Source organism: Streptomyces sp. NPDC001393 (genome assembly GCF_053597455.1).
The window spans coordinates 1-21,616 of the sequence record NZ_JBSFIH010000027.1 but is presented as its reverse complement, the minus strand read 5'-3'; the positions used below and the strand labels follow the sequence as shown (position 1 = coordinate 21,616).

Genomic DNA, 21,616 nt, shown 5'->3' with positions numbered 1-21,616 from the left:
AGAGTGAGAGAGGGCTGAACACGGGGAAGCGAAGAGCCGTACTACACGGCATCCCCCGACGGGTAAGGACACGGGGGACCAGACGCGTCGTACCTGGAGGGTCGTCCGTTGTTCAGCATCACCGTCCGCGATCACATCATGATCGCCCACAGCTTCCGCGGCGAGGTGTTCGGGCCCGCGCAGCGACTGCACGGCGCCACGTTCCTGGTGGACGCCACCTTCCGCCGCGAGCAGCTGGACGAGGACAACATCGTGGTCGACATCGGCCTGGCCACGCAGGAACTGCGCCTCATCACCGCCGAGCTCAACTACCGCAACCTGGACGACGAACCCGAGTTCGCCGGCGTCAACACCTCCACCGAGTTCCTCGCCAAGGTCATCGCCGACCGGCTCGCCGAACGCATCCACAAGGGCGCCCTCGGCGAGGGCGCCAAGGGCCTCGCGGGCATCGCCGTCACCCTGCACGAGTCGCACATCGCCTGGGCGAGTTACGAGCGTGGCCTGTGAGCGGGACGACCACACAGCCCGCGGAACGGGCACGGCTGGCGTACGTCCCGGCGCAGCCCACTGCCGTCGCCGTCGCCGTCGAGAAGGCCGGAATCACCCCGATGTCCCTGCGCACCGTGCACTTCGTCCTGCCGGGCGGCGTCGACGACCCGGCCGCGCCCAGCGGCGGCAACGCCTACGACCGCCGGGTCTGCCTGGACCTGCCCGGCTTCGGCTGGCAGGTCACCCGGCATGCCGCGCCCGGCACTTGGCCGCGCCCCGACCGGGCCGCCCGCGACCACCTCGCCCGCACCCTGGGTGACCTGCCGGACGACGCGGTGGCGCTGCTGGACGGGATCGTCGCCTGCGGTGTCCCGGAGGTCGTCACCCCGCACGCGGACCGGCTGCGCCTGGCCGTCCTCGTCCATCTGCCGCTCGGCGACGAGACGGGCCTCGCCCCGGCCGTCGCCGCCGACCTCGACGCCCGCGAACGCGCCGTGCTGCGTGCCGCGCCCGCCGTCGTCGCCACCAGCGACTGGGCGGTGCGCCGACTGGTCTCCCACCACGGCCTCGCCCCCGAACGGGTGCATCTCGCCGCGCCCGGCGCCGACATCGCGCCGCTCGCGCCCGGCACCGACGGCGTCTCCCACCTCGTGTGCGTGGCCGCCGTCACCCCGCGCAAGGGCCAGCACCGGCTCGTGGAGGCGCTCGCGACGGTACGGGACCTGCCGTGGACCTGCGAACTGGTCGGCGGACTCGGCCACGACCCCGCGTACGTGGCCCACCTGCGGGAACTGATCGCCCGGTACGGCCTCGCCGACCGGCTGCACCTGACCGGCCCGCGCTCCGGAGCCGACCTCGACGCCACCTACGCCGCCGCCGACCTGATGGTCCTCACCTCCTACGCGGAGACCTACGGCATGGCGGTCACCGAGGCCCTGGCCCGCGGCATCCCGGTCCTCGCCACCGACGTGGGCGGACTGCCGGAGGCGGTCGGCCGCGCGCCCGACGGCGGGGTGCCCGGCATCCTCGTCCCGCCGGAGGACCCCGCCGCGCTCGCCGCCGAACTGCGCGGCTGGTTCGGCGAGCCCGACGTGCGCCGCCGGCTGAAGTCCGCCGCCCGCGGCCGTCGCGCCGCGCTCGACGGCTGGGCCACCACCGCCCGCAGCCTGGCCGGAGTCCTCGCCCGGCTCCCCGAAGCCCCGAGGAGGGCGGCATGAGCACGCCGGAGACGACCACGAACGGCATGGCGTCGATCCCGGCCCAGGCCGGACCGAGGGAGCTGGAGCCGGTGCGAAGCGCCGAAGGCGAGGGGGAGTCCGTCCGTGAGAGCGGTCGCGAGGGGGCTGGTGTCCGGGTGGACGCGGTGACTTCGGGGGCGGCTGGTGAGGAGGCTGGTGTCCGGGGTGGCGCGGTGAGTTCGCAGGGGGCCGGTGGGGGGTCCGGTGCCGGGGACTCCGGTGGTGCCGGGGGTGACGGGGAGCGCGGCGCGGGCGACTCGGTCGTCGCCGGGGCCGGGCCCGTCGGCCGTCCCGGTGAGCGGGCCACCGTGCGGCTGCGGCACGACGAGGCCGAGGAACCGCCCCGGTACGCGCCCGAATGGCTGCGGCTGCGGGAAGCGGCCGACGCGACCGCCCGCGCGCAGGACCTGCTGGACCCCTTGCGGATCCGGCTGGCGAACCTGCCGGGCCACACCGGCGCACTCGCCGTGCACGACCTGGGCTGCGGCACCGGCTCGATGGGCCGCTGGCTCGCGCCCCGCCTGGACGGCCCGCAGCACTGGGTCCTGCACGACCGCGACCCCTATCTGCTGCACTTCGCCGCCGTGGGCTCCCCGCGCTCCGCCGCCGACGGCAGCGGCGTCACCGTCGAGACCCGGCGCGGCGACGTCGCCCGGCTGACACCGGACGCACTGGCCGGGGCCTCGCTGGTCACCGCCTCCGCACTGCTCGACGTGCTCACCCGGGAGGAGGTCGTCACCCTCGTCGACGCCTGCACCGGCGCCGGCTGCCCCGCGCTGCTCACCCTGTCGGTCGCCGGGCGTGTCGAACTCACCCCGCCCGACCCGCTGGACGCGGAGATCACCGAGGCGTTCAACGCCCATCAGCGGCGCGCCGGGCTGCTCGGCCCGGACGCGGTCACCGCGGCCTGCGAGGCGTTCGCGGCGCGCGGGGCCGCCGTACGCGTGCATCCGAGCCCGTGGCGGCTCGGCCCCGAAGAGGCGGCGCTGATCGAGCAGTGGCTGCGTGGCTGGGTGGGCGCGGCGGTGGAACAGCGGCCCGCCCTGCGCGACCGCGCCGAACGGTATCTGCGGGACCGGCTCGCCGCCTGCGCGGCCGGTGAGCTGCGAGTGGTGGTCCACCACAGCGACCTGCTGGCCCTGCCCCGGCCGACGGGCGGCGCCTCATGAGCTCGCGCTCCGCCGCGACGGAGTCCGGGCACCGGGCCACCGGAAACGGCGCCCACGCGCGCGTGCGCGACGCCGGCCCGGCCGATGTGTGCGTGTACGGCGCCGGCACGGTGCTGGTGGCCCGCGTTACCGAGACCGGGCTTCCGCAACGGCCGTCCGCGCACCCGGAACCGGCAAAAGCCCCGGCCGCACAAGCTCCGGCTTCGCAGTCCGCGCGCGAGCCTCGGCAGGACGCGCAGGACGCGCAGGCCCTGCAGCCTCCGGAGTCGCCGGAGCCCCCCGGCTCCGGGCCCTCCCGCTTCCGCGCGCTGCGTACGCACTTCGGGACCGTCGCCGGCGTGGTCATCCTCGGGGCGCTGCTGTGGCGGCTGGGCACGGGCGTGCTCGTCGACGGGCTGCGGCGGATCGACGCCGCGACGGTGCTGGCGGCGCTCGGTATCGGCGTGGTGACCACCGTGCTCAGCGCCTGGCGCTGGCAGTTGGTGGCCCGAGGCCTGCGCATCCGGCTGCCGCTGGGCCCCGCCGTCGCCGACTACTACCGGGCGCTGTTCCTGAACGCGGCGCTGCCCGGGGGGATCCTGGGCGATGTGCACCGGGCGGTCCGGCACGGACAGAGCGCCGGTGACATGCGGCGCGGGGTGAAGGCCGTCGTACTGGAACGCGTCGCGGGGCAGATCGCGCTGGCCGTGTTCGCCGTGGCGGTGCTGCCGACGCTGCCGTCCCCGGTCCGCGCCGAGGCCCGCGATGTCGCCCCACTGGTCGCCCTCGCGGCGGTCGGGGTGCTCGCCGTCGGCCTCGCCGTGCGCATGAACCGCGCGCCCTCCCGCCGTGCCGGGGGCCTGCGCACCGCCCTTGGCGAGGCGCGCCAGGGCCTGTTCTCCCGCCGGGGCGGGCCGGGCATCGCGCTGTCCTCCGCCGTCGTCCTGGCCGGGCACGTGGCGATGTTCGTCGTGGCGGCCCGGGTCGCCGGCTCGGCCGCCTCCGTCGTGGAACTGGTCCCGCTCGCGGTCCTAGCCCTGGTCGCCATGGGGCTGCCGCTGAACGTCGGCGGCTTCGGACCCCGCGAGGGCGTCACCGCCTGGGCGTTCGGCGCCGCGGGACTCGGCGCGAGCACCGGGGTCGCCGTCGCCGTCGTGTACGGCGTGCTGAGCTTCGTGGCGAGCCTGCCCGGCGCCGCCGTCCTCGCCGCGCGTTGGTACACCGGCCTCCGTACCCCGACGACCCCTACCCCGGACCCCGCGCCGACCGACCCCCGGCCGACTCCGACCCCGGCGCCCGCGCAGGCAACGGCGCCCGTCCGGGACACCGCGCCCGCGCGAGGGAGCACCCCAGCCACGCAGGACACCGCGTCGCCGCAGGACACCACACCTGCGCAGGACACCGCGTGCGTGCCGGACGGTTCTCGGTCGGCCCCGGACCCCGCGTCGCCGCAGAACCCCGCGTCCGCGCAGGGCACCCCGCCCCTGGGGGACTCCGCGCCTACGCAGGACCGCGCGTCCGCCCCGGACCCCTCGCCCGCGCAGAACGGCGAGCCGGCCCCGGATCCCTCCCCGGACGCCCCGCCCGCGCAGAACGGCGAGCCGGCCCCGGATCCCTCCCCGGACGCCCCGCCCGCGCAGAACGGCGAGCCCGCCCCGGACCCCGTCCCAGACGGCGCGCCCGGTCCGGGGTCCGCGGTGGGCTACCCCCGCCCCGTCGCCGACGTGAGCAACGCGAAATACGGGTCGAAGGATTCCGCCAGGCTTGCCAGGAGTTCCTTCCCCTTTTGCGTCGACCCGAGGGAAGGACGGCCGATGACGCCCGATTCGGTATAGGCGGACATTCCCACGGTGAGCAGATGACGACGGTCGTCAGCGGTGAAATCGGCGGACTCGTAACCAGGGCGGACGAATTCGGGATGAGCGTGCAGCAGAATCGAGGTCTCGATTTCCCCGGCATGCATGTCGGTCAGCAGCGAGGTGGCCACCCCCGCCCGCTCGCAGGCCGTCTCCCAGTCCTCGGCGGCCGGGAACAACGCCATCCGCTCACCGCGTGCGGAGGCCTCCTGGACGACGTTGCCCAGAACGTAGTTGCCGCCGTGTCCGTTGACCACGACGAGCGCGTCCACGCCCGAGCGGCGCAGCGACGCCGCGATGTCCGAGACCACTGCATGGAGGGTCACGGCGGAGATGCTGACGGTCCCCGGCCAGTCCGCGTGCTCGTGCGAGCAGGAGACCGTCACCGGAGGAAGGAGGTGCACCGGGTACGCGGCGGCGATCTCCCGCGCCACGGCCGAGGCGACGAGCGTGTCCGTCGCCAGCGGAAGGAACGGACCGTGCTGTTCGAAACTCCCGACGGGAAGGACGGCCACCTGTGTTGAAACGCCCGCCCTCCGCATCCGTACCGCTTCGGTGGTGTCCGTCGGCAGCACGCCGTACGCCACGCCGTTCGTCTCCCCGCCTGCCGCCGCACGCGCGCCCGAACCACTCATCGTTTCACGGCCTTTCGTCTCTGCTTAGGAATCAGATCATGACAGAAAACACCGGCGTCGACATGGGCGTACTCGTCAAGAAGTCCCCGCGGCGTTCGGGCGCGGAACGCGTCGTGAATGCACCGCTGCCCACCGTGTACGGGAAATTCCAGGCGATCGGTTACCTGGACCACGACCGCGGTGACGAGCAAGTGGCTCTGGTGTACGGCGAGATCGGCACCGAGAATGTGCTGACCCGGCTGCACTCCGAATGCCTGACCGGCGACGCGTTCGGCTCCCGGCACTGCGAGTGCGGCGACCAGCTGGCGTCCGCGTTGCGCGCCGTCGTCGCCGAAGGCAGCGGGATCGTCGTCTACTTGCGGGGCCACGAGGGCCGCGGCATCGGACTGCTCGCCAAGTTGCGCGCGATGGCCCTGCAGGCGGAGGGCCTGGACACGGTGGAGGCGAACCTCGCGCTCGGTCTGCCCGTCGACGCCCGCGACTACGGCGTCGCGGCTCAGATCCTGCACGACCTCGGGGTGCGCTCGGTACGCCTGATGTCCAACAACCCGCGCAAGCGGGAGGCGTTGGTGCGGCACGGCATCCAGGTCGCCGAGCAGGTGCCGCTGCTGATCGAGCCGTGCGAGAGCAACATCACCTATCTGCGCACCAAGCGGGAGCGGATGGACCACATCCTGCCCCACCTGGACGCCGTCGCCCACGGCTCCTGAAGCCGGCCGTACCGGCGTCCGCCGCCTCCCCCCACGGGCGGCGGGCGCCCCGCCGGTCAGTCCACCAGCGCCTCGTGCACCAGCCGCCGCAGCTCGGGGAAGATCTTCAGCGTCTTCGGCCGTACCTGCGTCATGAACTGGACCGTCACCTCGCGGGCCGGATCGACCCAGAACGCGGTCGTGGCCGCGCCGGTCCAGCCGTACGTGCCGAGGCCGGCGGGGGCCAGGGTGCGGGACGGGTCGGTGACCACCGACACGTTGAAGCCGAAGCCGAGCCCGTCGTTGCCGGGCTCCTGGTGGACGGGGGCGCCGAAGGAGCGCAGCATCGCGCCGCCGGGCAGCTGGTTGCGGGTCATCATGCCGACCGCGTCCGCGGACAGCAGCCGTACGCCGTCCAGTTCGCCGCCCCGGCGCAGCATTTCCATGAACCGGTGGAAGTCGTACGCCGAGGAGACCAGGCCGCCGCTGCCGGACAGGAACCTCGGCCGGCCGTGCACCGGCAGCCCCGGCACCGGCTCGATCCCGCCCTCGTCCGTCTCCCCGTACAACTCGGCCAGCCTGTCCGCCTGTTCAGGCCGGATGTGGAAGCCGGTGTCAGTCATGCCGAGCGGACGCAGGATCCGCTCGGTGAAGAACACGTCCAGCGGCTGCCCGGACACCACCTCGATCACCCGGCCCAGCACGTTCGAGGCCACCGAGTAGTTCCACTGCGTGCCCGGGTCGAACTGCAACGGCATCCGTGCGTACACCTCGACGGTCTCGGTGAGGTCCTTGCCCGGCGGCACCGAGTACTCCAGGCCGGACTCCCGGTACCGGGCGTCGACGGGGTGCCGGTGGTAGAAACCGAAGGTCAGGCCCGCGGTGTGGGTGAGCAGGTGCCGGATCAGGACCGGGCCGGCGGCCGGGCGGGTGCGCAGGTCCGCGCCCGAACCGCCGTCGTACACACGCGGGTCGGCGAACGCCGGCAGATGACGTTCGAGCGGGTCGTCCAGGGACAGCCTGCCCTCCTCCACCAGCAGCAGCACCGCGACCGCGGTGACCGGCTTGGTCATGGAGTAGATCCGCCACAGGGAGTCCGCCTCGACCGGCAGCCCGGCCGCGACATCGCGCCGGCCGTACGTGGTGAGGTGGGCGACCCGGCCACCACGCGCAAGGGCCACGAGAAAGCCGGGCAGCCGCCCCTGGTCGACGTGGTCCGCGAGGTGCCGGTCCAGGCGGTCCAGTGCCTTGACGTCCAGCCCCGCCTCATCGGGGTCGACTTCCTGCCACAGCCGTGCCATTGCTCTCCTCCGGTCGCCTCGAACGCGATGCCCCCGGCTGCCGCCGTGACGCACCCGTCCCTCACCGTCCATCGTCCCCAGGAACGCCACCCGGCACCCGCTCATCGCCGGTGCATGTGATCGACACGACGCCACCGGCACAGCGGCAGGGCACGGTCGGCAAGGCGCGGTCGGGAAGGCCCGGTCGCTGCCCGTCGTGGTGGCGTGCGGTCGTTCGTTGGGGGTCAGAGTGGAGTGTGGCGTGCCGATCGCGGGCCGGCCACGGACGTCACCGGTTCTGGGCCGGCCAGGGATTCACTGGTTCCGGGCAGGCCACGGATTCACCAGTTCCGGGCGGTGTGCGGTCGTTGCCGTTCCTCGGTCGTGTGCGGCGTGCCGGGCCGCGACCGAGCCCGGCCCTCACCGGCGCCCGTAGCGTGCGGCCCTCGCCGGCCCCCGGCGGGCGTGCGCCCGGCATTCGTGCCGGTCGGAGCACGGCCGTCAGCTGTACCGGCTGCCCCCTCCTCGCCGTCCGTCCCCGGCAGCGCGCGAGCGAGGGGCACGCCGAGCGCCGCGACGGCCGCCAGGGCGAGCAGGGCGGTTGTGGTCCCGGCACCGATGAGCGCGGTCGCCGTGGCCACCCCCAGGGCCGGGCCGACGTTCAGCGCCGTCTGCTGCAGCCCGCCCGCCACTCCGGCCACCGCCACCTCCGCCCGTCGTACGACCACCTGGGTGGCCGCCACCATCACCGTCCCGAAGCCCGCGCCCAGCAGGGCGAACGCACAGCCCAGCGCGGGCGTGGAGCCGGCCCCGGACAGCACGAGGACGCCGAGCGCCAGCAGTGCCGTCGCCGCCGTCGTCGTACCGCGGGTCCCGAAGCGGCGCAGCAGCACCGGGCACAGCGCGGCGGACGCCACCATCAGCACCGCCAGCGGCAGACTGCGCAGCGAACCGGCCAACGGGTCGAGACCGAGGCGGCGTTGCAGCAGGTAGGTGGCCACGAAGAGGGTGCCGGACAAGGCCGCGGACACCACCACCAGCACGCCGAGCGCCGCCCCGGCCGCCCGCGAGCCGATGACCGCGGGCGGCAGCAGCGGGCTCGGCGTACGCCGCTCGTGCCGCACGAGGACCGCGGCGGTGACCGAGGCGACGGCGAGTCCCGCCCCGGAGACGGGCCGCGCGGTCAGCGCGTGCACCAGACAGGAGAGCGTCACCGCGAGCAGTACGGCACCCGGCACGTCCAGGGGCGTCCGCGAGCCCGCGGCGGGGCCCTGCGGCCGCAGCAGCGCCGGCAGGCCGAAGGCCAGCGCGGGCAGCACATTGACGAAGAACACCGCACGCCAGCCCAGACCGGTCACCAGCGCCCCGCCCACCAGCGGACCCGCTGCCGCCGCCAGGCCGATCGCGGCGGTTCGCGCGGCGAGGGGCCTGGCGAGCCGGTCCGGCGGGTACGCGGCCCGCAGCATGCCCAGCGTGGCCGGCTGCAGCAGCGCCCCGAACACTCCCTGCACCGCCCGCAGCGCGATCACCCACCGCACGCCGGGCGCGCCGGCGATCCCCGCCGACGCCGCCCCGAACCCCAGCATGCCGAGCGCGAACACCCGCTGCTGCCCGTACCGGTCACCGAGCCGCCCCGCGAACACCAGCAGGCCGGCCACGGCGACGAGATACGCGGTGCTGGTCCACTGCACCTCGGCGAACGACGCCCCCAAGTCGCTTTGCAGACGGGGCTGTGCGACCGTGAGGACCGTACCGTCCAGCGCGACGACCACCGCGCCCGCCACACTGCTCGCCAGCGTCCACCGCCGGTTCACCGCCCGCCCTCCGGGCCGAGGTGAGCCAGCAGCACCGTCTCCAGCAGGGGCCCGAAGTCGTCCTCGCCCACGGCAAGTTGAAGACTGCGCCAGCGCCACAGCTGCGCCATCCCGTGCAGATTGGCCCACAGGGCGCCCGCGGCGCGCCGGGCGTCGGCCCCGGGCCGGACCTCGCCGACCAGCTCGGCGAGCACGCGGAACAGGGGAAGGCTGGTCTCCCGCAGCCCCAGGTGCCCGCTCTCCAGCAGGTCGTGACGGAACATCAGTTCGTACATGCCGGGGTTGTCGAGGGCGAACTCCAGGTACGTCCGCGCCAGCGCCGCCACTTGCGTGCGCGGGTCGGCGGTGCCGGGTGCGAGTGCCGCCCGCACCCGCTCGGCCAGGTCGGCGAAGCCCCGGCGCGCGATGGCCGAGAGCAGTTCCAGGTGGGTGGGGAAGTGGCGGCGCGGCGCCCCGTGCGACACGCCGGCGCGCCGGGCGATCTCCCGCAGGGTCAGCGCCGGCAGCCCGTCGGTGGCCAGCAGCTCCACGCCGACGTCGACCAGACGCTCTCGCAACCCCATGTCGGACTCAGTCATAGACAGTGTCTACCAGTCACCCGTAGACACTGTCTACTCGCTGCCGGTGGGGTGGGAATGCGGGCCCCGCCCCGGTGAGTTGACCGTGTCATGAGTGAAGACCCCACCTCGGCCCCCGCGCAGGACGCGCTGCTGGAACTGCTCGCCGAAGGCGACGCCGGCGTCCTGGTCACCCTCAAGCGCGACGGCCGTCCCCAGCTGTCCAACGTCAACCACGCCTACTACCCCGACGAACGCGTCATCCGGATCTCCGTCACCGACGACCGCGCCAAGACCCGCAACCTGCGCCGCGACCCCCGCGCCTCCTACCACGTCACCAGCGCCGACCGCTGGGCGTTCACCGTCGCCGAGGGCACGGCCGAACTCTCCCCGGTCGCCGAGGACCCGCACGACGACACCGTCGAGGAACTGATCCGCCTCTACCGCGACGTCCAGGGCGAACACCCGGACTGGGACGACTACCGGGCGGCGATGGTCCGCGACCGCCGCCTGGTGGTGCGGCTGCGCGTCGACCGGGTGTACGGCATTCCGAAGCGCTGACCAGGGCGCCCGGCCCCCGGCTACGGCGCCCCGTCGGTCCGCGTCTCGATCGCCCGCAGTACGGCGACCATGTCCTCGCCGCCGTACCCCTGGGCCACCGTCTCCTCGAACAGGGCGTGGCACACGTCGAGGAGCGGTGAGGCCAGGTGTGCCCTGCGGGCCGCCTCGGCGATGAGCCGGTTGTTCTTCAGGACGTCCAGCGCGGCCGCCTGCACCGCGAAGTCCCGGTCGAACAGCTTCGGCGCCTTCATCCGGGAGACAGCGCTGGCCATGGGGCCCGCGTCGAGGACGTCCAGGAACAGCCGCCGGTCCAGGCCCTGGCGCTCGGCGAAGTGGAACGCCTCGGTCAGCCCGGTCACCTGGGTGATCAGGAAGAGGTTGACGGACAGTTTCATCAGCAGCGCGCCGGGCGCCGGACCGCACACGAACGTCTCCCGGCACATCGGCGCGAGCAGCGGCCGTACGGCGTCCACGGCGTCCTTCTCCCCGGCCAGCATCGCCACCAGCCGGCCCTCCTCCGCCGGGACCCGTGACCCGGAGACGGGTGCCTCGACGTACCGGCCGCCGGCCGCGTGGACGTCGCTCTCCAGGGCGTGGGAGTACTCGGGCGAGGTGGTGCCCATGTGGACGACGGTGCGCCCGGCGACCCGTGCCGCCAGCGCGGGTGTGCCCCGGCCGAGGACGGCGTCTACGGCGGTCTCGTCGGCGAGCATCAGCAGCACCACGTCCGCCCGCGCGAACACCTCGGCGGCGTCCGCCGCGACCGTGGCCCCGGCCGCGCGCAGGGGTGCGGTGCGTTCCGCGGTCCGGTTCCAGACCACCAGGGGAGTGCCGGCGGACGCCAGGCGCTGGGCCATGGGCCGGCCCATCACTCCGAGACCGATGAAACCGACGTTCACGGGGACCGCCCTTCGCTCCGGCAGCCGACTATGACCGCTGTCATAGTAGCGGGCGTTATGACGCCGGTCATAGGGTGGAGGCGGCGAGGATCGGGAGGTCGGCGATGAGCGGGACGGGACACAGCCCGCGCGAGCGGATGGTCTTCAGCGCGGCTCAGCTGATCCGGCGCGACGGGGTCGCCGCGACCGGCATGCGGGAGGTCGCCGCGCACGCGGGCGCACCGCGCGGCTCGCTCCAGCACTACTTCCCGGGTGGGAAGGAACAGCTGGTCAACGAGGCGGTCGGCTGGGCCGGACGCTATGCCGGCAAGCGGATCGCACGCTTTCTCGCGGGGCTCGAGGAGCCGACACCGAGTGGTCTCTTCGCGGCGATGGTCGCGCAGTGGACCGACGAGTACGCGGCGCGCGGCTTCGTCGGGGGCTGTCCGGTCGCCGCCGCCACCATCGACTGCGCCTCGGCCGACGGCTCGACCCGCGAGGCCGTGGCCGCCGCGTTCACGACCTGGCGGACCCCGCTCGCCGAGGCCCTGACCGGCATGGGCGTCCCCGCCACGCGTGCCGAATCCCTGGCCACCCTGATGATCAGCGCCCTGGAGGGCGCGATCCTGCTGGCTCGCGCCGCACAGAACACCGGCCCCTTGACCACGGCCGTACGGGAACTGGGGCCGCTGCTCGACTCGGCGGTGGCCCCGGGTGGGTGAGTACCGAGGGCGGTCCGTGCCCGCCGCGTCCGCTCGGCGCAGCGGCTCGCGGGTGGTCGGTGCTTGTCCGGCCCCGCCCGGCGCTTTACCCTCCGCCCGTGATCAACGGTGCACACGTGGTGCTCTACAGCCAGGACGCGGAGGCCGATCGGGCCTTTCTGCGGGACACCCTCGGATGGCCGCACGTCGACGCGGGCCACGGATGGCTGATCTTCCGGGCGCCGCCCACCGAGGTGGCCTGTCACCCCACCGACGGCGAATCCGCGCACGAGCTGATGCTGATGTGCGAGGACCTCGACGCGACGCAGCGTGAACTCGCCGAACGGGGAGTGGAGTTCACCCGGCCGGTGGAGGAGGCCCGCTGGGGCCGGGTGACCGCGCTCCGGTTGCCGGGCGGCGGCGAGCTCGCCCTGTACGAGCCGCGGCACCCGACACCCTGAGCAGGCAGGCCCCCTGGCCGGGGACCTACCGGGCGCCCCTCGGACCGGGCCGGTCTCAGGCCGTCACCCGTTCCGCCCGCTCCACCTGCCGCCCCGCCCGCTCGCCGAGCAGTTCGGTCGGAACCCTGTGCGTCTCGCGGGCGGTGAGTGCGGCCAGGGCCGGCGGGAGACACAGCGCGGCCGTGAACAGGGCCACCGCCGACCAGTCGTCGCCGCCCGGACCCGCGATCTCGGCGGCGAAGGTGACCGCGAACCCGGCCACCGCGAAGCCGATCTGCGTGCCGATGGCCACGCCGGACAGCCGCACCCGGGTCGCGAACATCTCGCCGTAGAAGGCCGGCCACACACCGTTCGCGGCGCTGTAGACGAGACCGAAGGCGATGATCCCGAGGACCAGGGTCAGCGGGCGGGAGCCCGTGGAGATCGCCCACAGACAGCCGGCCATCGCGGCCGCGCTGCCCACCGCGCCGACCAGGAACACCGGCCGGCGCCCGATCCGGTCCGAGAGCGTGGCCCACAGCGGGATCGCGGCCAGCGCGGTGAGGTTGGCCAGGGCGCCCACCCACAGCATGAACGTACGGGACATGCCGACCGCGTCGCTGGTGGCGTACGCCAGCGCCCACACCGTGAAGATCGTGCTGACCGAGGCGATGAGCGCGCCCGCGATCACCCGGAGCACGTCTGCCCAGTGCTCGCGCAGCAGCACCACGAGCGGCAGCCGGACCACGCCCCCGGTCGCCGCCTGCTGGGCGAAGGCCGGGGTCTCGCGCAGCCGGCGCCGGATGACGTACCCGGCGACGGCGACCGCGACGCTCAGCCAGAACGGCACCCGCCAGCCCCACGACAGCAGTTGGTCCTCGGGGAGCCTGGAGACGGGGATGAAGACGAGGGTGGCGATGAGCTGGCCGCCCTGGGTGCCGCTGAGCGTGAAGCTGGTGAAGAACCCGCGCCGGCCCGGCGGCGCGTGCTCCAGGCTCATGGAACTCGCGCTCGCCTGCTCGCCGGCCGCCGATATGCCCTGCAGCACGCGGCAGAGCACGAGCAGCACCGGGGCGAGCGAGCCGGCCTGGGCACGGGTGGGCAGACAGCCGATCAGGAAGGTCGACAGGCCCATCAGGATCAGCGTGAACACCATGATCTTCTTGCGGCCGAGCCGGTCGCCGACGTGTCCGAGGACCAGCGCGCCGAGCGGGCGGGCGGCGTAGGCGACGCCGAAGGTGGCGAGCGACAGCAGGGTCGCGGTCGCCGGGTCGGAGGAGTCGAAGAAGACCTTCGGGAAGATCAGCGCGGCGGCGCTGCCGTAGACGAAGAAGTCGTAGTACTCCAGGGCGCTGCCGATCCAGGCGGCCGCCGCCGCCTTCCAGGGCTGGCCGGGCGGGGCCTCGGCGGCGGGCGCGGGGGTGGGGACGGACACGGCGGTGCTCCTTCGGGGGGACTCCACCCTACGGAAGGGCGGGGTGAGCGACAGGGGAGGGAGCGGGCGAGGGCCGGATCTCGGCTGCTAATTAACCCACTGGATAGTTAGTCGTGGTGGGTGGGATGTTGCGCTCGTGTTTCCCCGGTGTCAAGAGCCCGCGCGAAGGTCCGTACGGGGCTGTACGGGAACGCGGGCCCGCAGGCGTCAGCCGACCGCCCGCTCCGCCGTCAGGTAGGCGATCACCATGTCGCCGAGCATGGTCCGGTAGTGCTCCCGCCGGCCCGGGTCCACCAGGTCCCGGCCGAACAGGGCGCCGAAGGTGTGCCGGTTGGCGACCCGGAAGAAGCAGAAGGAGCTGATCATCGCGTGCAGGTCGACCGCGTCCACGTCTGCGGTGAACAGCCCCGACTCCTGTCCCGCGGTGAGGATCCGGCGGATCACCTCCAGGGCCGGGGAACCGATCTTCCCCAGCTTCTCGGAGGCCGCGATGTGCTCGGCGCCGTGGATGTTCTCGATGCTGACCAGGCGGATGAAGTCCGGGTGCCGCTCGTGGTGGTCGAAGGTCAGCTCGGCCAGGCGGCGGATCGCGGCGACCGGGTCCAGGTGTTCGACGTCCAGCTGCTGCTCGGCCTCGCGGATCACCCCGTACGCCCGCTCCAGCACGGCCGTGAACAGCTGTTCCTTGCCGCCGAAGTAGTAGTAGATCATCCGCTTGGTGGTGCGGGTGCGGGCCGCTATCTCGTCGACCCGGGCCCCGTCGTAGCCGGCCCGCGCGAACTCCTGGGTGGCCACGTCGAGGATCTCGGCCCGGGTGCGGGCCGCGTCGCGCACCCGTCCCCCGGGTCGTACGGGTTCTTCGACGCTGGTCATCGCTGTCCTTCGGGCCGGTGGACGCCTGGGCGGCGCGCTCGCTGGGTGCGTGCCGGTGATTGTAGAAGCAGGACCCCGGTGACCGCCCGGGTCTTCCGCGCGGCTGCCCCGGCTGATATAGCTAACGTACTGGTTCGTACATTAGCTCCGCCTCGGGAGGGCCACATGGCCAAGGACGCGTATCTCGTCGGGCTGATCGGGGCCGGCATCGGCTCCTCGCTCAGCCCCGCCCTGCACCAGCGGGAGGCGGACCGGCAGGGCCTGCGCTACCTCTACCGGCTCCTCGACCTCGACGTCCTCGGGCGGGTGCCGGAGGCCGTCGGCGACCTGGTCCGCGCCGCCCGCGACCTCGGCTACGACGGGCTGAACATCACCCACCCCTGCAAGCAACTGGTCATCGACCACCTCGACGCGCTCGACCCGCGGGCCGAGGCGCTCGGCGCGGTCAACACCGTGGTCTTCGACGACGGCCGAGCCGTCGGCCACAACACCGACGTGACCGGTTTCGCCGCCTCCTTCGCGCGCGGCCTGCCGGACGCCCCGCTGGAGCGGGTCGTCCAGCTCGGCGCGGGCGGCGCGGGCGCGGCCGTCGCCCACGCCGTGCTCACCCTGGGCGCCGGACGGGTCACCGTCGTCGACGCGCTGCCCGAGCGGGCCGCCGCGCTGGCCGACTCGCTGGTACGGCATTTCGGGCCCGGGCGGGCGGGGGCGTCCGCAGTCGACCGGTTGCCCGCGCTGCTCGGCGAGGCCGACGGAAGCGGCGGGCTCCTCCACGCCACGCCCACCGGCATGGCCGCCCATCCCGGGCTGCCGCTGCCCGCCGAGCTGCTGCATCCCGGGCTGTGGGTCGCGGAGGTGGTGTACCGGCCGCTGCGGACACAGCTGCTGCGGGTCGCCGAGGAGCGGGGCTGCGCCGTCCTGGCCGGGGGCGGGATGGCCGTGTTCCAGGCTGCCGACGCGTTTCGGTTGTTCACGGGGCGGGAGCCGGACAGCGAGCGGATGCTGGTCGACTTCGAGGAGCTGGCGGGCGTCGAGCGCTCGGGGAGTGCTGCGCGATGACGAGCGACACAGGCCTGCACACCTCCATCGCCACCGTCTCCCTCAGCGGCACCCTCACCGAGAAGCTCGCCGCCGCCGCGCGGGCCGGGTTCGGCGGAGTGGAGATCTTCGAAAACGACCTCCTCGCCTGCCCGCTCGCTCCCGAGGAGATCCGTGCGCGCTGCGCCGACCTCGGGCTGAGCATCGATCTGTACCAGCCGATGCGGGACGTCGAGGGCGTCCCCGACGAGGTCTTCGTGCGCAATCTGCGGCGCGCCCGGCACAAGTTCGAGCTGATGAACCGGCTCGGCGCCGACACCCTCCTGGTCTGCTCCAGCGTGTCGCCGGACGCCGTGGACGACGACGCGCGGGCGGCCGGTCACCTCGCCCGGCTTGCCGAGCTGGCCGAGGAGTCCGGGATCCGGGTGGCGTACGAGGCGCTGGCCTGGGGGCGGCATGTCAACACCTACGACCATGCGTGGCGGATCGTCGAGGCCGCCGACCACCCGGCGCTCGGCGTCTGTCTGGACAGCTTCCACATCCTCTCCCGCGGCTGCGAACCGAAGGACCTCGAGAACATCGCGGACATCCCCGGCGAGAAGATCTTCTTCCTGCAGCTCGCCGACGCCCCGCTGCTCGCGATGGACGTCCTGCAGTGGAGCCGCCACTACCGCTGCTTCCCCGGACAGGGCGGCTTCGACGTCGCCGGGCTGGTGCGGCACGTCCTCGCCGCCGGATACCGCGGCCCGCTGTCCCTGGAGGTCTTCAACGACGTCTTCCGGCAGGCCGACGCCGGCCCCACCGCCGTCGACGCCCACCGCTCCCTGCTGCTCCTGAAGGAGGCCGTCGGCGCCGCCGAGCTGCCGCCGCCCGTCGTGCCCACCGGGGTGGCCTTCGCCGAACTCCTCACCCCGGACGCCGAACCCGTCACCGCGCTGCTCGCCGCGCTCGGCTTCACCCGCGCCGCCCGGCACCGCGGCAAGCCCGTCGACCTGTGGCAGCGCGGTGAGGCCCGCGTGCTGGTCAACACCGCCGCCACCGCCCGCCGCGACGGCACCCGGCTCGCCGCGATCGGCCTGGAGTCCCCGGACCCCGCCGCTGCCGCCCGCCGCGCCGAAGCCCTGCTCGCCCCCGTCCTGCCCCGTCACCGCGCCCCCGGAGACGCCCCGCTCGACGCCGTCGCGGCCCCCGACGGCACCGAACTGTTCCTCTGCGCCACCGGCGACCGTGAACTCCCCGACTGGCGGACCGACTTCGCCGACCTGCCGGACACCCCGGCGCCCTGCACCACCCGCATCGACCACCTGGCCCTCACCCAGCCCTGGCACCACTTCGACGAGGCCACGCTCTTCCACCGCAGCGTCCTCGGCCTCACCGCCCAGGAGAGCGTCGACCTCGCCGACCCCTACGGCCTGATGCGCAGCCGCGCCGTCACCAACGCCGACGGCAGCGTCCGTATCGCCCTCGGCGTCGGCGCGGCACCCACCGACGACACCGTGCACGCGGCGCACATCGCGCTGACCACGCAGGACGTGGTCGCCGCGGCCCGCGCCTTCCGCGCCGCGGGTGGCCGGCTGCTGCCGGTGCCGGCCAACTACCACGACGACCTCGCCGCCCGGTACGACCTCACCGACGACGAGCTGGAGACCTACCGGGAGCTCGGCATCCTCTACGACCGGGACGCGGGCGGCGCCTTCCGGCACTGCTACACCGAGACCGTCGGCCGGGTCTTCTTCGAACTCGTCCAGCGCGACCCCGGCTACCAGGGCTACGGCGCCGCGAACGCCCCGGTCCGCCTCGCGGCCCAGCACACGGGACGGCCCTTGCGCTGAACCGACCCGCTTCTTACCGGATTTGCCGCAGGAGTGAGAGGCCGGTGAGACCTCTGCCGGGTTCAGCTCCGGTTCAGGCTCCGTACATCTCGGGCGGCAGATACTCCCGCGAGATCCGGTATGCGCGCTGCGCCCGGATCACTCGGTTTCCGGGAGTCCGAAAGGCCGTTCATGCTGACCACCCCCACCCAGTCGGTCGTCCGGGACGGCGCGCCGCCAGGCGTCGCCTCGTCCCGCCCGCGCACCAGCCGGTACGAGCGTCCGGTGCTGGCGGCCATAGCCGCGCTCGCCGCGCTGCTGACCCTGTGGGGCCTCGGCCACAGCTCGTACCACGGGTTCTACGCCGCCGCGGTGCGCAGCATGACGGACAACCCGGTGGCGTTCTTCTACGGCTCCTTCGACCCGGGCAACACCCTCACCATCGACAAGCTGCCCGGCTTCCTGTGGCCGCAGGCCCTGTCGGCCCTGGTCTTCGGGTTCCACCCGTGGGCGCTGGTGCTGCCGCAGGCGGTCGAGATCGTGGCCTCGGTGGTCATGCTCCATGTGCTGGTGCGCCGGTGGGCGGGCGTGCCCGCCGGGCTGCTGGCGGCCGCCTTCCTGGCCCTCACCCCGGTGACCGTGGGCCTCGGACGGTCCGTCACCGAGGACGCGCCGTTCGTCCTGCTGCTGCTCCTGGCCGCCGAGGCCACCTGGCGGGCGACCGAGCGGGGCCGGACGGGTCCGCTGCTGCTCGCCGGGTTCTGGGTGGGCGTGGCCTTCCAGTGCAAGATGCTGGAGGCCTGGGCGGTGCTGCCCGCGCTGGCCGCCACCTATCTGGTCGCCGCTCCCCGGAGCCGCGGCCGCCGGCTGCGCGATCTCGCGCTCGCCGCCGCGGTGACCTTCGCGGTGTCGGTGTCGTGGATGGTGGTGGCCACGCTCACCCCGGGCTCCGCTCGGCCGTATCTCGACGGCACCACGGACAACTCGGCGTTCGGCCTGGTCGTCGGCTACAACTTCCTCACCCGCTTCCACGGGGTCGGTATCGACGCGGCCGGCACCGGCAGCGTCGCACCCAACGAGATCCTGCGGGTGGCCGGTTCGGGCCCCGGCATGGGCGACAGCGTGTGGAAGATGTTCAGCCCGGGGCTCGCCACGCAGACCGGGTGGCTCTACCCGCTCGCCGCGCTCGGCCTGGCGGGCGGCGCGGTGGCCCTGTGGCGGCGGCGCGCCGCCCGTACGGACCGGGTGCTCGCGGGCCAGGTGCTGTGGGGTGTGTGGCTGGCCACGTTCTTCCTCGTCTTCAGCTTCGGCAGCGTGACCGGGCACACCTACTACATGGGCGTGGTCGCGGTGGCGCTCGCCGCGCTCGCCGCCGCCGGTGTCGTACAGGCCTGGCGGGCGGCCCTGAAGGGCGGCCGGCGGGCCTGGGTGCTGCCGGTGGCGCTCGCCGGGAACGTTGCCTGGTGCGTGACGCTGACCCTGTGGTACCCGCGTTTCCTGCCCTGGTCGGGCCCGGCCGCCGCCGCCCTCGCGGTGGCCGGCCTGGCCCTGACCGCGATCCGGCGCCGCCCGCGCAGGGTCACCGCGGGTCTGGCCGTGGGACTGGCCGCGGTCCTGCTGGTGCCCGCCGCGTGGTCGGCGTCGGCGCTGTCACCGCGCTACAACCAGCCCGGCTCGCTGGGCCGTGTCGGCCCCAGCAGCCACCGCTCGGGCAACCCGCTCGCCCGACTGGACACCGCCCAGCGGCACTTGCTCGCCTACCTCACCGCCCACCGCGGCAGCGCCGAGTATGTGGCCGCGATCCCCGGTTGGTGGTCCGCCGCGCCCTACGTCATCTCGGCGAACGCACACGTCATGCCCATGGGCGGCTTCACCGGACGGGTCCCGTACCCCTCGTCCGCACGCTTCCACCGGCTGATCGACTCCGGCCGGCTGCGCTACGTCGTCCTGTCCCGAGGCGACGTCCTGGCCGGGCATCGGGGCAGCACGCTCGTCGGTGGGCTGGTGCGCTGGACGGCCACCCACTGCGCGCTCGTCCCACCGACCGCGTACCACTCCCGCGACCGGTCCCACCGGCTGTACGACTGCGGCCAGGCTCATCGGGGGTGAGTCGGGGTTGCGGGAGTGGGGCGGTCATGGCTGTGCGTTCCGTGTGTGCGGTGGCGGCCGCGTGCCCGGCTGCTGCGCTGGAGCGCGGTCCATTGTGTGCTGGTTCCGCCGGTCGCCTGTGATGCCGGCTGCTGGATGACTGCGGCCCGGCTCACCAGGGGTGAACCGGGCCGCGGCGGAAGGGCCGTTACGGCCGTCTGTTCCACTCGGCGATCACGGGCCGTCCGTGTTCGGTGGACAGTCGGCTGAGCGTGCCCGTGGCCAGCTGGAACAGCCGGCCCTCGGCGGGCGGCAGGCCCAGCCGGCGGGCGGTGAGCACGCGCAAGAAGTGGGCGTGGGCGACGAGGATCACGTCCCCGTCGGACAGAGCCGTCTCGACCCGGGCCAGCACCCGGTCGGCGCGGGCTCCGACCTCCTCGGGTGACTCGCCGGGATGCCCCTCGGGGCCGGGCGGCACGCCGTCGGTCCACAGGTCCCAGTCGGGGCGGGCGCGGTGGATGTCGACGGTGGTGACGCCCTCGTAGCCGCCATAGTCCCACTCGTGCAGGTCGGGGTCGGGTACGACCCCGACGAGGCCCGCCAGTTCGGCGGTGCGCAGCGCGCGGCCCAGCGGGCTGGCCAGCGCGAGGGCGTGGGTCCGGCCGGTGAGGAGCGGGGCGAGGGACTTGGCCTGTTCCTCGCCGCCCTCGGTCAGGGGCAGGTCGGTCCAGCTGGTGTGCTGTCCCGACCGGCTCCACTCCGTCTCACCGTGGCGGACCAGCAGGAGGTCCCCCACGGCGGGTCAGTCCTTCTTCTCGACCGCGTGGCCGCCGAACTGGTTGCGCAGCGCGGCGATCATCTTCATCTGCGGGGAGTCGTCCTGGCGCGAGGCGAACCGGGCGAACAGGGAGGCGGTGATCGCGGGCAGCGGTACGGCGTTGTCGATCGCCGCCTCGACCGTCCAGCGGCCCTCGCCGGAGTCCTCCGCGTAGCCGCGCAGCTTCTGAAGGTGCTCGTCCTCGTCCAGGGCGTTGACCGCGAGGTCAAGGAGCCAGGAACGGATGACCGTCCCTTCCTGCCAGGAGCGGAACACCTCGCGGACGTTCTCCACCGAGTGCACCTTCTCCAGCAGCTCCCAGCCCTCGGCGTAGGCCTGCATCATCGCGTACTCGATGCCGTTGTGGACCATCTTGGAGAAGTGCCCGGCGCCGACCCGGCCCGCGTGGACGTAGCCGTACGGGCCCTCCGGCTTGAGCGCGTCGAAGATCGGCCGCAGCGGCTCCACGTGCTCCTTGTCGCCGCCGACCATGAGCGCGTAGCCGTTCTGCAGACCCCACACACCGCCGGAGACGCCGGCGTCGACGAAGCCGATGCCCTTGATGCCGAGCGCGGCGGCGTGCTTCTCGTCGTCCGTCCAGCGGGAGTTGCCGCCGTCGATCACGGTGTCGCCGGGTTCGAGCAGGTCGCCGAGCTCGTCGACGACGGTCTGCGTGGCGGTGCCGGCCGGGACCATCACCCACACATGGCGGGGCGCGTCCAGCTTCTCGACCAGTTCGGCGAGGGACTTGACGTCGGAGACCTCGGGGTTGCGGTCGTAGCCGATGACGGTGTGGCCGGCGCGGCGGATCCGCTCGCGCATGTTGCCGCCCATCTTGCCGAGACCGATGAGACCGAGCTGCATGATCAGTTCACTTCCTGAGCGTTCTTGAGGGTGCGGTAGGCGGCGACGAGGGCCGTGGTGGACGGGTCGAGACCGGGGACCTGAGCGCCCTCGGTCAGGGCGGGCTCGACGCGCTTGGCGAGGACCTTGCCGAGTTCCACGCCCCACTGGTCGAAGGAGTCGATGTTCCACACCGCGCCCTGCACGAACACCTTGTGCTCGTAGAGGGCGATCAGCTGGCCTAGCACCGACGGGGTCAGCGAGCCTGCGAGGATCGTGGTGGTGGGGTGGTCGCCGCGGAAGGTGCGGTGGGTGACCTGCTCCTCCGGGACGCCCTCCGCGCGGACCTCCTCGGCACTCTTGCCGAAGGCCAGCGCCTGGGTCTGGGCGAAGAAGTTGGCCATCAACAGGTCGTGCTGGGCCTT

The 21,616-nt window shown here is 73.6% G+C and carries 18 protein-coding genes and 3 pseudogenes; 11 read left to right on the top strand and 10 right to left on the bottom strand.

The genetic code is table 11. The annotated features are described in order from the left end of the window. Window positions 1-108 precede the first annotated feature (108 nt). From ACWC2T_RS26260 to ACWC2T_RS26245, 4 genes and pseudogenes are all read left to right on the top strand, one after another. Entirely contained in the window at window positions 109-507 is a 399-nt protein-coding gene (locus ACWC2T_RS26260; protein WP_450672812.1) for a 6-pyruvoyl trahydropterin synthase family protein, read from the top strand. Next, the gene (locus ACWC2T_RS26255) at window positions 504-1,706 is read left to right on the top strand and encodes a glycosyltransferase family 4 protein (RefSeq protein ID WP_450672811.1); all 1,203 of its coding nucleotides are present in this window, start codon (window positions 504-506) and stop codon (window positions 1,704-1,706) included. Before ACWC2T_RS26260 ends, ACWC2T_RS26255 begins: the two co-directional genes overlap by 4 nt. A gap of 194 nt (window positions 1,707-1,900) precedes the next feature. Beyond that, window positions 1,901-2,896 (top strand): class I SAM-dependent methyltransferase, encoded by a 996-nt coding sequence (locus ACWC2T_RS26250; RefSeq protein WP_450672885.1) that lies wholly within the window; start codon window positions 1,901-1,903, stop codon window positions 2,894-2,896. Between the two features lie 251 nt (window positions 2,897-3,147). Next, window positions 3,148-4,108, top strand: a pseudogene (locus ACWC2T_RS26245) (lysylphosphatidylglycerol synthase transmembrane domain-containing protein); the annotation flags it as partial. A gap of 469 nt (window positions 4,109-4,577) precedes the next feature. Here the strand turns inward: ACWC2T_RS26245 and ACWC2T_RS26240 are convergent. Continuing rightward, the gene (locus ACWC2T_RS26240; RefSeq protein ID WP_450672810.1) at window positions 4,578-5,366 is read right to left on the bottom strand and encodes a creatininase family protein; all 789 of its coding nucleotides are present in this window, start codon (window positions 5,364-5,366) and stop codon (window positions 4,578-4,580) included. Window positions 5,367-5,404: 38 nt separating this feature from the next. Here ACWC2T_RS26240 and ribA point away from each other — a divergent pair, with 38 nt between their 5' ends. After that, window positions 5,405-6,076 (top strand): GTP cyclohydrolase II, encoded by a 672-nt coding sequence (gene ribA / locus ACWC2T_RS26235; protein ID WP_351214225.1) that lies wholly within the window; start codon window positions 5,405-5,407, stop codon window positions 6,074-6,076. Between the two features lie 56 nt (window positions 6,077-6,132). On the opposite strand, the gene ACWC2T_RS26230 is transcribed toward ribA, so the two are convergent. The 3 genes from ACWC2T_RS26230 to ACWC2T_RS26220 all read right to left on the bottom strand — a co-directional run bounded on the left by ACWC2T_RS26230 (window position 6,133) and on the right by ACWC2T_RS26220 (window position 9,727). Further along, complete coding sequence (locus ACWC2T_RS26230; protein WP_450672809.1) at window positions 6,133-7,356, bottom strand: serine hydrolase domain-containing protein; 1,224 nt, start codon at window positions 7,354-7,356, stop codon at window positions 6,133-6,135. Window positions 7,357-7,676: 320 nt separating this feature from the next. After that, entirely contained in the window at window positions 7,677-9,149 is a 1,473-nt protein-coding gene (locus ACWC2T_RS26225) for an MFS transporter (protein WP_450672808.1), read from the bottom strand. Further along, window positions 9,146-9,727: a TetR/AcrR family transcriptional regulator gene (locus ACWC2T_RS26220; RefSeq protein WP_450672807.1), complete on the bottom strand. Its 582-nt coding sequence runs from the start codon at window positions 9,725-9,727 to the stop codon at window positions 9,146-9,148. The genes ACWC2T_RS26225 and ACWC2T_RS26220 overlap by 4 nt, the downstream gene beginning before the upstream one ends. Before the next feature lie 90 nt (window positions 9,728-9,817). Here ACWC2T_RS26220 and ACWC2T_RS26215 point away from each other — a divergent pair, with 90 nt between their 5' ends. After that, window positions 9,818-10,267, top strand: coding sequence for a PPOX class F420-dependent oxidoreductase (locus ACWC2T_RS26215; protein WP_450672806.1), 450 nt, complete (start codon window positions 9,818-9,820; stop codon window positions 10,265-10,267). A 20-nt stretch (window positions 10,268-10,287) separates the two neighbouring features. On the opposite strand, the pseudogene ACWC2T_RS26210 reads toward ACWC2T_RS26215, so the two are convergent. Then, window positions 10,288-11,193, bottom strand: a pseudogene (locus ACWC2T_RS26210) (NAD(P)-dependent oxidoreductase); the annotation flags it as partial. A gap of 77 nt (window positions 11,194-11,270) precedes the next feature. Between ACWC2T_RS26210 and ACWC2T_RS26205 the strand changes: the two are divergent. Together ACWC2T_RS26205 and ACWC2T_RS26200 are read left to right on the top strand one after the other, a co-directional pair. After that, on the top strand, window positions 11,271-11,867 hold the full coding sequence (locus ACWC2T_RS26205; protein WP_450672805.1) for a TetR/AcrR family transcriptional regulator: 597 nt from the start codon (window positions 11,271-11,273) through the stop codon (window positions 11,865-11,867). A gap of 98 nt (window positions 11,868-11,965) precedes the next feature. Beyond that, entirely contained in the window at window positions 11,966-12,307 is a 342-nt protein-coding gene (locus ACWC2T_RS26200) for a VOC family protein (RefSeq protein ID WP_450672804.1), read from the top strand. A 55-nt stretch (window positions 12,308-12,362) separates the two neighbouring features. On the opposite strand, the gene ACWC2T_RS26195 is transcribed toward ACWC2T_RS26200, so the two are convergent. Both ACWC2T_RS26195 and ACWC2T_RS26190 read right to left on the bottom strand, forming a co-directional pair. After that, window positions 12,363-13,721, bottom strand: coding sequence for an MFS transporter (locus ACWC2T_RS26195; RefSeq protein WP_450672803.1), 1,359 nt, complete (start codon window positions 13,719-13,721; stop codon window positions 12,363-12,365). 207 nt (window positions 13,722-13,928) lie between these two features. Beyond that, entirely contained in the window at window positions 13,929-14,594 is a 666-nt protein-coding gene (locus ACWC2T_RS26190; RefSeq protein WP_450672802.1) for a TetR family transcriptional regulator, read from the bottom strand. Window positions 14,595-14,759: 165 nt separating this feature from the next. Between ACWC2T_RS26190 and ACWC2T_RS26185 the strand changes: the two genes are divergently transcribed. The 3 genes from ACWC2T_RS26185 (at window position 14,760) to ACWC2T_RS26175 (ending at window position 19,552) form a co-directional block, all read left to right on the top strand. After that, a complete protein-coding gene (locus tag ACWC2T_RS26185; RefSeq protein WP_450672801.1) occupies window positions 14,760-15,653 on the top strand; it encodes a shikimate dehydrogenase in 894 nt (297 codons plus the stop codon). Between the two features lie 14 nt (window positions 15,654-15,667). After that, the gene (locus ACWC2T_RS26180; RefSeq protein WP_450672884.1) at window positions 15,668-17,464 is read left to right on the top strand and encodes a bifunctional sugar phosphate isomerase/epimerase/4-hydroxyphenylpyruvate dioxygenase family protein; all 1,797 of its coding nucleotides are present in this window, start codon (window positions 15,668-15,670) and stop codon (window positions 17,462-17,464) included. 171 nt (window positions 17,465-17,635) lie between these two features. Next, window positions 17,636-19,552, top strand: coding sequence for an ArnT family glycosyltransferase (locus ACWC2T_RS26175; protein WP_450672800.1), 1,917 nt, complete (start codon window positions 17,636-17,638; stop codon window positions 19,550-19,552). A gap of 187 nt (window positions 19,553-19,739) precedes the next feature. On the opposite strand, the gene ACWC2T_RS26170 is transcribed toward ACWC2T_RS26175, so the two are convergent. The 3 genes and pseudogenes from ACWC2T_RS26170 to ACWC2T_RS26160 all read right to left on the bottom strand — a co-directional run. Beyond that, window positions 19,740-20,327, bottom strand: coding sequence for a histidine phosphatase family protein (locus ACWC2T_RS26170; protein WP_450672799.1), 588 nt, complete (start codon window positions 20,325-20,327; stop codon window positions 19,740-19,742). 6 nt (window positions 20,328-20,333) lie between these two features. After that, window positions 20,334-21,212, bottom strand: coding sequence for a phosphogluconate dehydrogenase (NAD(+)-dependent, decarboxylating) (gnd, locus tag ACWC2T_RS26165; RefSeq protein ID WP_450672798.1), 879 nt, complete (start codon window positions 21,210-21,212; stop codon window positions 20,334-20,336). Window positions 21,213-21,214: 2 nt separating this feature from the next. Continuing rightward, window positions 21,215-21,616, bottom strand: a pseudogene (locus ACWC2T_RS26160) (glucose-6-phosphate isomerase); the annotation flags it as partial.

Bases quoted from the DNA above. Each gene is read 5' to 3' on its own strand.
- ACWC2T_RS26215 (WP_450672806.1), top strand. From the start codon at position 9,818: ATGAGTGAAGACCCCACCTCGGCCCCCGCGCAGGACGCGCTGCTGGAA.
- ACWC2T_RS26230 (WP_450672809.1), bottom strand. From the start codon at position 7,356: ATGGCACGGCTGTGGCAGGAAGTCGACCCCGATGAGGCGGGGCTGGAC.
- ribA (WP_351214225.1), top strand. From the start codon at position 5,405: ATGACAGAAAACACCGGCGTCGACATGGGCGTACTCGTCAAGAAGTCC.
- ACWC2T_RS26220 (WP_450672807.1), bottom strand. From the start codon at position 9,727: ATGACTGAGTCCGACATGGGGTTGCGAGAGCGTCTGGTCGACGTCGGC.
- ACWC2T_RS26185 (WP_450672801.1), top strand. From the start codon at position 14,760: ATGGCCAAGGACGCGTATCTCGTCGGGCTGATCGGGGCCGGCATCGGC.
- ACWC2T_RS26190 (WP_450672802.1), bottom strand. From the start codon at position 14,594: ATGACCAGCGTCGAAGAACCCGTACGACCCGGGGGACGGGTGCGCGAC.
- ACWC2T_RS26205 (WP_450672805.1), top strand. From the start codon at position 11,271: ATGAGCGGGACGGGACACAGCCCGCGCGAGCGGATGGTCTTCAGCGCG.
- gnd (WP_450672798.1), bottom strand. From the start codon at position 21,212: ATGCAGCTCGGTCTCATCGGTCTCGGCAAGATGGGCGGCAACATGCGC.
- ACWC2T_RS26240 (WP_450672810.1), bottom strand. From the start codon at position 5,366: ATGAGTGGTTCGGGCGCGCGTGCGGCGGCAGGCGGGGAGACGAACGGC.
- ACWC2T_RS26175 (WP_450672800.1), top strand. From the start codon at position 17,636: ATGCTGACCACCCCCACCCAGTCGGTCGTCCGGGACGGCGCGCCGCCA.